Here is a 13,523-nt window from a genome sequence, read left to right on the forward strand (position 1 = left end):
ATAAAAAACCTAAGTTCAATCACTTAGGTTCTTTTATTGGCTCTAGCCTTGTTTAGCTTTGAAACTCATCTTCTATATCTTCATCATCATATACATATGCCATACATCCCCATCCATCGTACTCACCATCATAGTCATTGGCTATTTTGGTAAACCACTCTTCCAAATCCACAATATCTGTGTATTCTGGCTCCATGTACACGTAAATCGTGATAATCCATTCTGCGGATTCAGACTCTTCATCAATAAATAAACTGATCTTTTGTTCTTCCTGAAGCAAGAACAAGGCACATTTTTCAGCTTTTTCTTTAGAGCTAAAAGCAATTGAGTACTCAATCTCATGCGGCTCGCTTAAATCATCTCCATCCTGGAACATTTGCCACAGTACATCGCCATTATCATCATTAGGAAATTGTTCTAAATCACGGCTCATACATTCATCCTTATTGTGGTTATTGCGTATACAATATCCTAGAGTAGCCTATATTTATTTCATTTTGGAGAAGAATTCATTAGAAATTGTTCTTAAACTTATATGATCGTAATTGTTAAATTTTAGTTAGGCACTCACATTACATATTCTGCTTGAAGCGTTTCATTCAAAATGGAACTTCACTCACAATTTTAATTTCAATACCACTCAACGGTTGTTGAAACTCTAAATAACTTGCATGCAAAGCCATACGCCCTAAATCACTGAGTTTAGGGTTTGGATGATAGAGTTTATCACCTGTGATCGGATGACCTATGGCTTGCATATGTACGCGTAATTGATGTGAACGCCCCGTAATTGGCGTCAACAAGACACGACTAACATCTAAATGCGCATCATAAGCGACCAATTCAAACAGTGTTAAGGCTGGTTTTCCAAATTCAAAATGAACGATTTGTTTCGGTCTATTTTCCCAGTCCGTAATTAAAGGCAAGTCTACTTGTCCCTGTTGTGCAATTTTACCTTGCACCAGTGCCACATAATTTTTTTTCACGGTGCGTGCTTGGAACATTTTGCTCACAGCCACTTCAGCATCACGATGTTTTGCAAACATCAAAATTCCAGAGGTTGCCATATCTAAACGATGGGTAATTTTTGCATTTGGATATTGAGCTATCACTCTAAAATACGCACTGTCATGATGTTCAGGCAAGCGTCCTGGCACAGACAATAATCCTGCTGGTTTATCAATGACCACCAAATCATCATCTTCATAGACGATGTTAAGCGGACCTTGAGGTGGCATATATACAAAATTATCGTCTAAAGGCATGTGAACAGAGCATTTCTTTGGGATGCGGAAAAATAGCAACTGATCAACTCAGTGTCAATTTATAAGATGAGCGATTTGAGATTTGAGATTTGAGAATTGAGAATGAAAATTTTTTTTAAGAGAATTTTGAGGGTGTCAGGGAAAACATGTTGTTTACTTCAACTATTATAACTTTGTAAGTTATAACCCTATTGCCTATAAACTTCTGGTTTATAGCGTCCTAAGCCGAATCAAGACCTTTTGGGTAAGTACTACACGCACGTTGTACGCAACTGGTAGCAATCTACTCTTTTCGATCCCGTCACACCCTTGAGATATATAATAGCGAGACTGCGTCGGGATTAATTTCCTAAGATTAACGAATTTTAGCATCGAATAAAAAATTATTTCATTTCATCTTATAAATACAATATTTTTTCCCAAATAGGCTCATTGATACACTTTTTTTAGCGTTTTTGAGCTAAATATTGCAATTAAAATTCAAGTCGACTTTTGATTTTAGAGACTGGCTTGAATCCAAGATGCAATGCTCCACCACAACATCATGGCAAACATGCCACACATAAGATTAGCGAGTACTTTTTGTAGTTGAGATAATTCAGATTTGTAAATTTTGAGGTTAATCACATACGCAACGATGCCCAGTACCACTCCTACTGCGCCACCAATGAGTAACAGTAATATTGGCCAGCCTGCCATAAATTGAACTTTAACACCTAAAGACGTTTTTTCATTTTCAGCTATGCTGCTCATTTCCATGTGATTCTTCCTCTTGGAATCATTTTTACTGTAAATAATCAAGCAAAATTCGCACCAACCTTATTAAAAAAGTTATTCAAAATTGAGCTCATCAAAGTCCTTGATTTTGGACAGATAGATTGGTGAATAATTCACTTTGGACCAGGTATGCTTAAATTTTTCCTGAAGATCCCGATCTGCCAAATTGATATTTTGTGAATGCTTTTTTTGATGACTGAGAAAATTAATACTTACTCTATAATCAGTATATGGGCCATAATTACTAGAAAGATCATAACCAATCAAACGCATATCCTGCTGCTCTAAACGAAACTTATAACTCCAATAGCCATAACGACCGTGTCCATAATGGATCCCCAGAATATTCTTGCGGATATCAGCACTGAGTTCTGGCGGAAAATAAACACCACCCTCTTCATTTTCTGATGAAAATGCAGTCAGATTCTGCATCAGTTTTTGATATTTGAATTGATCCTGTAATAGCACCAGAATGCCACGTCGGTTACGATCCAGCTTGCCCTGATCAGGATGGTTCACCCACCCTTTGGGATCAATTTTTTTTACAATCAGTACGGCATCCTTTTGGCCATCCTGATTCAAATCACCTTCTACGGCATCGAACAGAAAGTATTGGTCTGGAATAAAGTCCTTAAATTTTTTTGCCTGCAGTTGAAGTTTGATTTCTTCTGGGCTTAGTGTTTTCTGCTGTGGAGTGTTCGCCCATAACGGTACTGAAGCAATCGAACATGCCATAAGTATCACGACTGATATACCATGACGCTTTAATATTTTTAGCACAGGCATCTGCTGAGCTCCTTTATAATTTTTATAATGTTTTTAGCCAATATAATTTTTAGATGAACTGGAATGGTAATCGTGATTCAACATATTTTTACGATGTTCCATTGAGATTTTACAGGGGACTTTCGGCATTCTTTACCATGCGTCTTTTCTGATGAATCCAGCGTACTGCCCAAACCACACCGATTATTAAAACGATCACTACCAATACGGGTATAAAAAATGACAATACGGAAATCACCAATGCGCTGACCCACTCACCTGTAGATACCACAGGATTTGCCACGCCACCCGTGGTTGCGGTCGATACACCCCGTGCTGCCACTGTCCCAAGTTGCACTGCTCCTGCTGTTCCACCACCGACGATGATTGCGGCAGCCCAACTTGCAAATTGCGACATTTCACCAGAGCTTACCGCCATGGTTGTCAATGTTCCAGCCACCATCGCGGCAGGTGTTGCAATGGTATCGAGTAAGTTGTCTACCCATGGGATGTAATAAGCGCCTATTTCACACAGTGTGGCAAAACCGAGTGCAATGCAGACCGATGGCATCGCCAACCATTCAAAACCTTTGATGGGTTCAAAAATGCCCATAATGGCAGCAATACTCATCACCAATAATGGAACAAATACGCGGAAGCCACATGCAGCACTTAATCCTATACCAAGACATAAACCGAGTATCGTTTCCATAGTGACCCTTTTTATTAATATGTTTTTAATTTTCTTAAGGTAACAAAAAAGCCCTATGGAGTAATAGGGCTTTTGTTTCAAACAGTGGTGTCTGTTTTAGTGTGTTTGCTTGAGCGAATTATTTTTTAAATTGATTGCTTAAACATTTGGTACACGGTGGTAAACGATCAGTACCAATTTCTAAGTAAGCACGATGCCCACATTGAACGCAAAAATAGAAACCTGTTCCCGGTTTAGAGCCAGCTGTAACCATTTTTGTTCTCCGTATAATTTTAGAAATGGTGACACCACTATAACGAACAATGAATGACTTTTTATTGTCCATTTCGACAGATGATGGTGTCGATTGGGCGAACATAAACTTCACGGTTTATACTTTTCTAAAAAGCTGTGAGTAAGTAAATTAACATCTTTAAAAAGTTTGGGACTCTTATCTAAATCGTAAAGAACCTCTGTGGGCTTTAAACCTTTTTTTACACAGGAATAATAAAGTTCAGTTTCATAATGTAGTCGACCCACAAAAACTATTAAGTGGCATTTCCATTTATCTTCTACAGATAAATTTTCTCTAATCCTATTCCCTTTTATTAGTAAATCTTCTATTTTTACTGATCTAGATTTAATACTATTCACTAACTTATCTCTGTTTTCTTCGATATCCCATCTATGAGCAAAATCATTTCTCACCTTCCTAAGGGCATTTAACTCTATTAATATATCCTTACTAATCAAGTCAAATACATACGCTATTTGAATTCGATTTGAAAAACTTGATAAGCTACCAAAGCCATCTAATAATGATTTCGCTCCTCCAGGTGTGTCTTTGGGCACGATTCTTTTGATCATACTTTCAAAACATTCATCAGCGTAAGAACATATTACAATAGGGAGGTATTTACTTTCTTCATTAGAAATTAAATTCATTACCCTTTCTAAATTTTTTAGACTCAAATACTGCTTATTATCACAATCCTCAACAAATAATTTTATTTGATTTTCTATAAATGCATTTTGGTAATTTCGATAAACCTGTAATCCATTTTTCTCAAAATCACTAATATTTAAGTTTTTTATATCTTTATCATAATCCATACATTGACCTATTAAACAAACTTATAAATTATTAAATTTAAAACACTCCCTCCTAACAAGGGCTGTGCAAAGCATTGCAACATCTACCCGCTTCATACACATATACTTCTTTTTCGGTATCCGAACGACAGGTTACAGGAATCTCAAGGATTTAATTGACACCCTCAGTCGATGAACGCTCAACCACCAAAATCAACATAGAACTGTGAAACCCAACTAGCCGTTATTCAGTAAGTGTATGCAAGCATCAGTACCATAACTTTGCCAAACTATAAAAATCTGGTATTTATCCGTATTAAATCTTTGCTTGTAATTTTGATCTCGCTCACCTGCTTGTGATACAGGCTGAGATATGACAATTTCATTCCATGCATCTTTGCAATAAATATGATCATATTGCGTCTTTTCTACAAGTTGCCAAGTTTGTGTTAATTGCTTCTCAATTCGACTTAAATCATCTCTGGATAAAGCATTCTTGTCGATATCCATAAAGATATATTCAATATTTTTTTTACTTGCTTCGGAGCTTACTTTATAAGGGATTCTCCCCAAAATTTGCTGAGCAGTTACTTTGGGATCTAACTTTTGACTTAAATTTACAGGTTTATTTAAATGATTTAATTTCCAAGACATTGTAATAACAAGGATTAAAAAAAATATTAAAAACAATTTATTGCGTATTTTCATCAATTCTTATTGTTCTAAAAATATATATGTAAATATTATCTAAATTTTGAATTTTTAAAAGTCTAAACATACTTTATCAATGTTCAAAATAACTTTAATCCTCCCCAAGCCTCCTTTAAAAGGAGGGAATTCCCCTCTTTTAAAAGAGGGGTTTGGGGAGATTTTCAACTTATAAACTACGCTACATTCCCTTCTAAGAAATCCTGTGCAAAGCGTTGTAACACCCCACCCGCTTCATATACAGATACTTCTTCTTCGGTATCCAAACGACACGTAACAGGCACTTCAATCGTTTGATTTTTACCATCCGCCGTTGAGCGCTCAATAACTAAAGTCAAAGTCGAACGAGGTGCAATATTACCAATCACGCTATACAGCTCAGTACCATCCAAACCTAAAGTTTTACGGTCAGTCCCTGCTTTAAACTCAAGTGGTAATACACCCATACCCACCAAGTTGGTACGGTGAATACGTTCAAAACCTTCTGCCACAATCGCTTCAACCCCTGCAAGGCGAACACCTTTCGCAGCCCAGTCACGGCTAGAACCTTGACCGTAGTCTTTACCTGCCACAATGATCAAAGGCTGTTTACGGTTCATGTAGGTTTCAATGGCTTCCCACATACGCATCACTTCGCCTTCAGGCTCTACACGCGCTTTTGAACCTTGCTTAATCCTACCGTCCGAACGTACCACCATTTCGTTATACAATTTCGGATTGGCAAAGGTCGCACGTTGTGCCGTTAAGTGGTCACCACGGTGCGTTGCGTATGAGTTAAAGTCTTCTTCAGGCACGCCCATTTTATGTAGATATTCACCTGCTGCCGAATCCATCATAATCGCATTCGATGGTGATAAATGGTCTGTGGTAATGTTGTCACCTAAAATCGCAAGCGGACGCATATTGGCTAAAGTACGTGGTGCAGCAAGTGCGCCTTCCCAATATGGCGGACGGCGGATATACGTACTTTGTGGACGCCAGTCATATAATGGGCTTGCCGCTTGAACCTTCTCACCCAAATCAAACATTGGGATATACACTTTCTTAAATTGCTCAGGTTTTACCGCAACTTTAACCAACGCATCAATTTCTTCATCAGATGGCCAAATGTCTTTTAAATAAATTGGGTTGCCATCTTTATCGTTTCCTAATGCATCGGTTTCGATGTCAAAACGAATCGTACCTGCAATCGCATAAGCCACAACTAAAGGTGGAGATGCCAAGAATGCTTGTTTTGCATAAGGATGGATACGACCATCAAAGTTACGGTTACCAGACAATACCGCCGTTGCGTAGAGGTCACGGTCAATAATTTCTTGCTGGATTTTTGGATCTAACGCACCTGACATCCCGTTACATGTGGTACATGCATACGCCACGATACCAAAACCGAGTTTTTCTAAATCACCGAGTACACCTGCTTCTTCTAAATACAATGCTGCTGCTTTAGAACCCGGTGCAAAAGATGATTTCACCCACGGCTTACGCACTAAGCCGAGTTCATTCGCTTTACGAGCAAGCAAGCCAGCTGCAACCGTATTACGTGGGTTAGAGGTATTGGTACAAGAGGTAATCGCAGCGATGATGATTGCACCATCAGGCATTAAGCCTTCTGCTTCTTGCGCACGAGCAGCGTCTAAATTACCTGCAATACCTTTTGCTTTTAAATCGCTTGTCGATACACGCGCATGTGGGTTTGATGGCCCAGCAATGTTACGAGTCACAGTCGATAAATCAAAACGTAATACGCGTGGGTACTCAGCTTTAGTCATATCACTTGCCCACAGACCAATTTCTTTGGCGTAGGTTTCTACAAGCTTCACTTGCTCAGGCTCACGACCTGTCAGTGTTAGATAATCAATGGTGTTTTGGTCGATATAGAACATCGCAGCCGTTGCACCGTATTCAGGGGTCATATTGGAGATGGTTGCGCGGTCACCAATCGACATGGTGTCTGCACCTTCACCAAAGAACTCTAAATATGCACCGACGACTCGCTCTTTACGCAAGAACTCTGTTAAAGCCAATACGATATCAGTTGCCGTAATGCCCGGCTTACGCTGACCAACAAGCTCTACACCAATAATGTCAGGTAAACGCATCCAAGATGCACGACCAAGCATCACGTTTTCAGCTTCTAAACCACCGACACCAATGGAGATCACACCCAAAGCATCCGTATGTGGTGTATGTGAATCTGTGCCCACACACGTGTCAGGGAAAGCCACGCCACCACGGTTTTGAATCACTGGAGACATTTTCTCCAAGTTGATTTGATGCATGATGCCATTACCCGCAGGAATCACATCAACATTTTCAAAGGCAGTTTTGGTCCACTCAATAAAATGGAAACGGTCTTCATTACGACGATCTTCCACCGCACGGTTTTTCTCAAATGCATCAGGATCAAAACCACCGTACTCGACTGCGAGTGAGTGATCGACAATCAGCTGAGTTGGTACCACGGGATTGACTTTAGATGGGTCTCCACCTTGATCGGCAATCGCATCACGCAAACCTGCAAGGTCCACCAATGCTGTTTGACCTAAAATATCGTGGCAAACCACACGTGCTGGATACCAAGGGAAATCGTGGTCTTGTTTATTAAAGATTAATTCTTTAAGAGACTGCTCTAAAATTGCAGGGTCGCAACGGCGTACCAATTGCTCTGCAAGCACTTTAGAAGTATATGGGAGTTTTGCGTATGCGCCTGGCTGAATATCTTCAACGGCTTGACGCACATCATAATATTCGAGCTGGGTACCTTGCAGTGGTTTACGGTAGTTGTTATTCATCGCGTTCCTGCCTTGCCTTGAGCATCTTTTTTCTAAACTTTCTAAACATTTTGTTGTTGATGAGACTTCATCATTTGTGATGGCATAGTACACTGCTGAAAGTCAATTTCCCAAATCTTATATATTTCATCGACTTAGGTATAAAAAATAGGGTTTTTGAAATATTTTGTTTCAAATAACGCAGATAAATAAGCAGTTATGTGCTTTTTTTTGAAAAATAGTGGAAAATTGGGATAATTCTTTAGTATTAGATTCAGATTCGAGCATAGAAAATGAACAATTTATCTTTCTCCTCATTTACGCTTAATGGCGTGGATGCTCAAAAATTTTTACAAGGTCAAGTGACGTTGCATGTTGAACGCCTTGAAGAAAATATCACGCGCTACACAGCAATTTGTGATTTAAAAGGTCGAATTCACTTTGGTTTATGGCTAACAAAGCTGAATCCTGAAAGCTTTGTCATTGTAACCACTCAAGATCAAGCTGAAGAATTTTCCAAACACATTAAAAAATTCGGTGCTTTTTCCAAAATGAAACTTGAAGAAGCTAGTCAGGTCTATCCTACGCTTCAAGGTGACACCACAACGTTCTCAGCAGAAGTAACAGATATTGCCGCTTGGCAAGTTCAGGCCATTCAACAGGGTCAAGCTTACATTGATCAAGCCATAGAACACGTGTTCCAACCCCAAGAACTCCGTTTACATCAACGTGAAGGCGTTCACTATGACAAGGGTTGTTACTTGGGTCAGGAAGTCATTGCACGCTTATGGTTTAAAGCCAAACCGAAAGCGTGGTTACATCTGATTCAAGGTACAGGTGCTGTGCCTGCAGAAGCGGAACAACTCGATAAAAGCGTACAAGTGGTCAATAGTGCTGCATTTGAAAATGGTTATATCGCTTTGGTGGTGGCACGCCCTGAAGCATTAGCAGAGTTAGACGTGACTGTTTTAGATTTGCCTGAGTATTTAAATGGTGATGTGGCTAGACCACAGTAAAATAATCTAAAAAAAACCTCCATTTAGGAGGTTTTTTATTAACCATTAGGCTGAGGATTTGGAACATATTTCCGGTAAATAATCAGGTTTAATATGACCAATACCGCACAACACCAGTACATAAATTCAAAGCTCCATTGTGCGATAACTAATCCCATCACAACTGAACCAATCGCTAGACCAATATCAAAACAAATAAAGAATGTTGATATTGCATGCCCCATCCGATGTTTATCTACGGTTTGAATGGTGAGCGTTTGCAAACAAGGAAATACTGAACCATATCCAATTCCAATAAAAATTGCAGATAACCACAACATCCATTGATCATTGACCAATGTTACGACCATAAGCCCAATCGCAAAAAATATAAAAGAAGGAACAATAACAGCACTCGGACCTTGACGGTCATAAATTTTACCGACCCAAGGTCTTACAATTAACATCGACGCCGCAAACAATATAAAAAATACACTGGTGTACGCCAGCAGTTGTTTGCTCTCACTATAAACCGTAATAAAACTGGTAATACTCGAGTAAGCAAAAGCTGTAAGTAAAGCAACACCACTTACAGCAAAAACTTTAGGCTCAAGAAAATCGTCTAGCTTAAAACCTTTTTTATTCATTTTATGTTGCTGAGGTATCTGATTCGCTGGAATATTTAATAGCCAGCTAAAAATTAGACCTAAACTGATGAGCACCGCGAGAGCACCGAATAAAATTTGGAAGCTATAAAATTGAATCATGGTAAGAGCAATTAACGGTCCAAATACCACACCTAGGTTAGTGGACATCACATAATAACCCATGCCTTCACCTTTACGATGCTCAGGAATGAAGTCATTCGCGACTGGAACAGCCACAGTGGTCAACACACTAAACCATATCCCATGTAAAAATCGTATAAGCAACAATGACCACATGTTATCAATGAATAAATAAGCAAATGCAAAGACCGCAAAAAACGTGCTCGATCCACGCATAGTGAGTCGCTTACCCATTTTTTGAATGATCATACCTGAAAATGGTCGTACTGCTATTGATGAGGCGAGAAAAAGCGTTAACGCTAATCCTGCTTCTTCAACTGATCCCGCTAAGTCCTTCACAATGTAAATCGGAAGGACAGCCAACATGGCAAAGTAGTAAATAAAAACAAATAAATTATTTAATACACACAAGATAAATGAACGATTCCAAAGTCGCTCGGTGGTTACACTCATGAAAATCTACTCTTGTCGCATTAATGTTTGGGCTTGAGGGCGTAATGGATCTAAACTCAGTTTGACCAATTGACGGATATAGTGCTCATCAGGCAAATGATTAAAGAAAATAATTTGGTAATGAATAGGACCATACAGTCGATCAAGTACCAAATCATAGTGATCATGTTCTATCAGCTCCCCCACCTCAATCGCCTGTTGGATCAGTTGATGCAGTTGAACTCGTTTAGGTAACAAATATTGCTTGAAGAATGTTGCAGCCAATTCACGATGATTCGCCATAACCACCAACATCGCACGTCCCACTGGATGATCTAAAGCCTTAGCCAAACGAAGCAATTGTTGATTAAGATTTTGTTCAAGATCGAATTCTGGCTCAAACTCAAAAATTGAGAGTGTGAGCTCCTTAAACGTGTCTAGAACCAATTCAGATTTATGTGACCACCATCGATAAATAGTCGACTTTCCCACCCCAGCACGTGAAGCAATGTCTTCTACTGTCAGTTGGTGATATTCCACTTCATTCAAAGCCTGTTTGACTGAAGCTAAAATACATGATCGGCGTCGTGCACTTTTGTCTTCGCTTGTCATGAAATTCTCACAAATAAAACGATACGTTTCGTATCGTTTTATAATAGAGTTTTTTTATTGATAAAGATATGAAAATAAGACCAAGGCGTTAGATGGAATAGATTTTAACTCTCAATCGATTGAGAGATGACTCATAAAAAAACCTCCTATATCGCTAGGAGGTTTTATTCTAAAAGCCATGAAATAATTTATTCATATCCTTCACCACATAATCTTTAAAATGAAATGCTCTCGCGTGTTTAGCATCAAACTTTACGGTTAAATCACCTTTTTGGAATACATACACTCGATTCTCCTGACTCACCAAATACTGCTCGCCAAGTTTTAATAAGAGCGCATCTATCTTTTGTTCATCTGGGATTGAATCATCTTGAAAAACTTTATCGTAATTACGTTTAATGCCTTTTATAAACATCGTTGACCACCTCATTGCACAATGCGTATTTAAGCAAAACCATCGAAGAACTACTAGTGGATTAAAATTTTGGTTAAATCCATATATTCAAGGCTGAACAACATAAATCCAGTGTCGTTTATATGCTTATACTGCAATACACACACTTTATTCACAAAGCGAAGCTAAATTTGAAGGATGTATACATATTCTATATTTACATTCACATAATTCGGACTATGATGAAATGGTGTAAAACTCTATTTACATCAAATAAATAGGGTTGCTTTTAAGATAGGTATAAAACAATTATGAAAAAAATATTATGTGGTGCTTTACTCGCTGTTGCCACCTCATTTAGCTTCGCTGCCGCACCAGTCGATCCTGCATTCAGCAAAGTACAGGAACTGATTCAAGCAAAGAATTACAATGCGGCCTACCAAGAACTTGAACGCTTATCAAAAGCAGGGAATCCTCAAGCGACTTATAACTTGGCATATCTCACTCAAGCTGGTCAAGGAACCAAACAAGACAACAAAAAAGCAGTACAACTTTATGAACAAGCTGGCACTGCAGGCTATCCTTTAGCCAATTATGTATTGGCGCAAAACTATGCCACTGGCGGCTTGGGGCTGACCAAAAATGAGAAAAAATCTCGTGAATACTTAGATAAAGCTGCAGCTCAAGGTTTTGAAGATGCGATTGTTGAATCTGCTGTTCTACTGTTCTCTGAAGGTAAAGAACAATCTGATAAGCTCGCTTTGCAAAAACTTGATCCTTTAATTAAGAAAGGAAGTTATCCAGCCATTCATGCTCGTGCTTTATACGATATTTCATTAGGCTTCAAAACCAAAACTGAAGCGCCTGTGAAAAAAGGTTTAGCGAGCATTCAAGATTTAGGTAAAAAAGGATACATCCCTGCGCTTATGGCCATTGGTAACATGTTCGTAAACGGAAATATCGTTCCGCAAAACCTACCTGAGGCAAAAAAAATATTTAGTGCTTTAGCAGATGAAAATATTCCTCAAGCCAAAGAAAATCTAGCGATCGTGAACAAACTGATTGCTGAGAATGCAAAAAAACCTGCAGCAAATACGAAAGCTAAATCTTAAGCATTAATTTAAATTTTAAACCGATGCTCAAAAACAAAAACCCTATCGCAAGATAGGGTTTTCTTATATGAAAAGGATATTTATGATTACATTCTAAGTTTTATTCAATTACCACCATAAAATAATTAATCCAGCAGTCACAATAAATCCAATCACTGTACTCATCAATAAAGGTGTAATTGCACGATCATTGAGTCCATATGCTTGTCCCAACATTCCAAATAATGCAGGTGTAGGTAAAGCTGCAATCAATGTCCCTACATACACGATATCCATCGGTGCTTGAGCAATAAATCGTAGAGTCAAATACATGAGTATTGGAAAAATAAAGTTGGATGATAGAACAATATAAAGACTCTGCTGATTGACATATTTTAAGGTTAAACCTGCGACGCTCCCGCCAATCACAAATAACGCCAAAGGAGATGCCGTCTGACCAATCATTAAGAAAACTTGATCTATATAATGCGGCAGTTTAACCTGAAAAACCGCGCACACAATTCCGATTACCACACCAATAAACAATGGATTTTTACATAGGATTATAAAGTTATTTTTTAATGTATTGAGTAGTGCTTGCTGATTTTGAGCTTGCAATCCCGCAATAAATAAAGCTGCTGGAACAAGAAAAACACTTTCGATAATTACGATTAAAGAAGTAAAGGCAAGCGCGATATGACCAATCAATAGACTTAAAATGGCCGTACCAAGTAGTCCAGTATTAGACATTGACGCTCCAATTGAGAGAATGGCAGCATCACTTAAATTGTTTTTAAAATGCTTTACCAAAATCCATAAAGCGATTGCAAATACAAAGGCAGTCACCACAATATAACTGTAGAAAAGTTCAGGTTGCCATATCGCATCAAGATCTTTTGATGAAAGCGCTTGTAAAAATAGAGCAGGTAAAGCGACTCGAATGACGAATGTACCAACAATAGAGACTTGTTCCTTGCTAAGTAAATTCAGTTTAACCGAGGCATATCCCGAAAAAAGCAGTAAAAAAATCGGAATAATGACCGATAAAACCATGACTTAGCATCCCTAGCTATTGTATGAGTTAGTCAAATTATCATACAACAGCCGTAATTACCCAGGATGACTTTTTAAGTATACCT

15 protein-coding genes and 1 pseudogene are annotated in these 13,523 nt (G+C 38.5%); 2 read left to right on the plus strand and 14 right to left on the minus strand.

The window, feature by feature from the left end; all coding sequences use genetic code 11:
- Window positions 1-52 precede the first annotated feature (52 nt).
- From AC1M9C_RS09400 to acnD, 10 genes and pseudogenes are all read right to left on the minus strand, one after another.
- Window positions 53-433 carry a ribonuclease E inhibitor RraB gene (locus tag AC1M9C_RS09400; protein ID WP_481953591.1) on the minus strand — a complete coding sequence of 127 codons (381 nt, stop codon included), beginning with the start codon at window positions 431-433 and terminating at the stop codon, window positions 53-55.
- Window positions 434-599: 166 nt separating this feature from the next.
- A complete protein-coding gene (locus AC1M9C_RS09405; RefSeq protein WP_481953592.1) occupies window positions 600-1,265 on the minus strand; it encodes an RluA family pseudouridine synthase in 666 nt (221 codons plus the stop codon).
- Between the two features lie 498 nt (window positions 1,266-1,763).
- Window positions 1,764-2,024 (minus strand): hypothetical protein, encoded by a 261-nt coding sequence (locus tag AC1M9C_RS09410; RefSeq protein ID WP_481953593.1) that lies wholly within the window; start codon window positions 2,022-2,024, stop codon window positions 1,764-1,766.
- 72 nt (window positions 2,025-2,096) lie between these two features.
- A complete protein-coding gene (locus AC1M9C_RS09415; protein ID WP_481953594.1) occupies window positions 2,097-2,828 on the minus strand; it encodes a hypothetical protein in 732 nt (243 codons plus the stop codon).
- Window positions 2,829-2,937: 109 nt separating this feature from the next.
- Entirely contained in the window at window positions 2,938-3,519 is a 582-nt protein-coding gene (locus AC1M9C_RS09420; protein ID WP_481953595.1) for a DUF4126 domain-containing protein, read from the minus strand.
- 118 nt (window positions 3,520-3,637) lie between these two features.
- Complete coding sequence (locus tag AC1M9C_RS09425; protein WP_481953596.1) at window positions 3,638-3,877, minus strand: zinc ribbon-containing protein; 240 nt, start codon at window positions 3,875-3,877, stop codon at window positions 3,638-3,640.
- A 5-nt stretch (window positions 3,878-3,882) separates the two neighbouring features.
- A complete protein-coding gene (locus tag AC1M9C_RS09430; RefSeq protein ID WP_481953597.1) occupies window positions 3,883-4,611 on the minus strand; it encodes a hypothetical protein in 729 nt (242 codons plus the stop codon).
- 11 nt (window positions 4,612-4,622) lie between these two features.
- Window positions 4,623-4,813 (minus strand): annotated as a pseudogene (locus AC1M9C_RS09435) (hypothetical protein); the annotation flags it as partial.
- Window positions 4,814-4,827: 14 nt separating this feature from the next.
- A complete protein-coding gene (locus tag AC1M9C_RS09440; RefSeq protein WP_481953598.1) occupies window positions 4,828-5,244 on the minus strand; it encodes a hypothetical protein in 417 nt (138 codons plus the stop codon).
- A gap of 230 nt (window positions 5,245-5,474) precedes the next feature.
- A complete protein-coding gene (acnD, locus tag AC1M9C_RS09445; protein ID WP_481953599.1) occupies window positions 5,475-8,093 on the minus strand; it encodes a Fe/S-dependent 2-methylisocitrate dehydratase AcnD in 2,619 nt (872 codons plus the stop codon).
- Between the two features lie 272 nt (window positions 8,094-8,365).
- Here acnD and ygfZ point away from each other — a divergent pair, with 272 nt between their 5' ends.
- Window positions 8,366-9,088, plus strand: coding sequence for a CAF17-like 4Fe-4S cluster assembly/insertion protein YgfZ (gene ygfZ, locus AC1M9C_RS09450; RefSeq protein WP_481609080.1), 723 nt, complete (start codon window positions 8,366-8,368; stop codon window positions 9,086-9,088).
- Window positions 9,089-9,126: 38 nt separating this feature from the next.
- Here the strand turns inward: ygfZ and AC1M9C_RS09455 are convergent, their stop codons facing one another.
- The 3 genes from AC1M9C_RS09455 to AC1M9C_RS09465 form a co-directional block, all read right to left on the minus strand.
- Complete coding sequence (locus AC1M9C_RS09455) at window positions 9,127-10,308, minus strand: MFS transporter (protein ID WP_481614117.1); 1,182 nt, start codon at window positions 10,306-10,308, stop codon at window positions 9,127-9,129.
- A 6-nt stretch (window positions 10,309-10,314) separates the two neighbouring features.
- The gene (locus AC1M9C_RS09460; protein WP_481953600.1) at window positions 10,315-10,899 is read right to left on the minus strand and encodes a TetR/AcrR family transcriptional regulator; all 585 of its coding nucleotides are present in this window, start codon (window positions 10,897-10,899) and stop codon (window positions 10,315-10,317) included.
- A 169-nt stretch (window positions 10,900-11,068) separates the two neighbouring features.
- Window positions 11,069-11,314, minus strand: coding sequence for a hypothetical protein (locus AC1M9C_RS09465; protein ID WP_092767507.1), 246 nt, complete (start codon window positions 11,312-11,314; stop codon window positions 11,069-11,071).
- Window positions 11,315-11,604: 290 nt separating this feature from the next.
- Between AC1M9C_RS09465 and AC1M9C_RS09470 the strand changes: the two genes are divergently transcribed.
- On the plus strand, window positions 11,605-12,405 hold the full coding sequence (locus AC1M9C_RS09470) for a tetratricopeptide repeat protein (protein WP_092767509.1): 801 nt from the start codon (window positions 11,605-11,607) through the stop codon (window positions 12,403-12,405).
- Window positions 12,406-12,513: 108 nt separating this feature from the next.
- On the opposite strand, the gene AC1M9C_RS09475 is transcribed toward AC1M9C_RS09470, so the two are convergent.
- Window positions 12,514-13,437: an AEC family transporter gene (locus tag AC1M9C_RS09475; RefSeq protein WP_481953601.1), complete on the minus strand. Its 924-nt coding sequence runs from the start codon at window positions 13,435-13,437 to the stop codon at window positions 12,514-12,516.
- Window positions 13,438-13,523: the final 86 nt, after the last annotated feature.

The organism is Acinetobacter sp. 24-47-39 (genome assembly GCF_056783825.1).

What these genes read in the sequence shown, in the direction of transcription:
- AC1M9C_RS09440 (WP_481953598.1), bottom strand. Translation starts at nt 5,244, where the DNA reads ATGTCTTGGAAATTAAATCATTTAAATAAACCTGTAAATTTAAGTCAA.
- AC1M9C_RS09415 (WP_481953594.1), bottom strand. Translation starts at nt 2,828, where the DNA reads ATGCCTGTGCTAAAAATATTAAAGCGTCATGGTATATCAGTCGTGATA.
- AC1M9C_RS09455 (WP_481614117.1), bottom strand. Translation starts at nt 10,308, where the DNA reads ATGAGTGTAACCACCGAGCGACTTTGGAATCGTTCATTTATCTTGTGT.
- acnD (WP_481953599.1), bottom strand. Translation starts at nt 8,093, where the DNA reads ATGAATAACAACTACCGTAAACCACTGCAAGGTACCCAGCTCGAATAT.
- AC1M9C_RS09430 (WP_481953597.1), bottom strand. Translation starts at nt 4,611, where the DNA reads ATGGATTATGATAAAGATATAAAAAACTTAAATATTAGTGATTTTGAG.
- ygfZ (WP_481609080.1), top strand. Translation starts at nt 8,366, where the DNA reads ATGAACAATTTATCTTTCTCCTCATTTACGCTTAATGGCGTGGATGCT.
- AC1M9C_RS09420 (WP_481953595.1), bottom strand. Translation starts at nt 3,519, where the DNA reads ATGGAAACGATACTCGGTTTATGTCTTGGTATAGGATTAAGTGCTGCA.
- AC1M9C_RS09405 (WP_481953592.1), bottom strand. Translation starts at nt 1,265, where the DNA reads ATGCCTTTAGACGATAATTTTGTATATATGCCACCTCAAGGTCCGCTT.
- AC1M9C_RS09465 (WP_092767507.1), bottom strand. Translation starts at nt 11,314, where the DNA reads ATGTTTATAAAAGGCATTAAACGTAATTACGATAAAGTTTTTCAAGAT.
- AC1M9C_RS09410 (WP_481953593.1), bottom strand. Translation starts at nt 2,024, where the DNA reads ATGGAAATGAGCAGCATAGCTGAAAATGAAAAAACGTCTTTAGGTGTT.
- AC1M9C_RS09470 (WP_092767509.1), top strand. Translation starts at nt 11,605, where the DNA reads ATGAAAAAAATATTATGTGGTGCTTTACTCGCTGTTGCCACCTCATTT.
- AC1M9C_RS09425 (WP_481953596.1), bottom strand. Translation starts at nt 3,877, where the DNA reads ATGTTCGCCCAATCGACACCATCATCTGTCGAAATGGACAATAAAAAG.
- AC1M9C_RS09475 (WP_481953601.1), bottom strand. Translation starts at nt 13,437, where the DNA reads ATGGTTTTATCGGTCATTATTCCGATTTTTTTACTGCTTTTTTCGGGA.
- AC1M9C_RS09400 (WP_481953591.1), bottom strand. Translation starts at nt 433, where the DNA reads ATGAGCCGTGATTTAGAACAATTTCCTAATGATGATAATGGCGATGTA.
- AC1M9C_RS09460 (WP_481953600.1), bottom strand. Translation starts at nt 10,899, where the DNA reads ATGACAAGCGAAGACAAAAGTGCACGACGCCGATCATGTATTTTAGCT.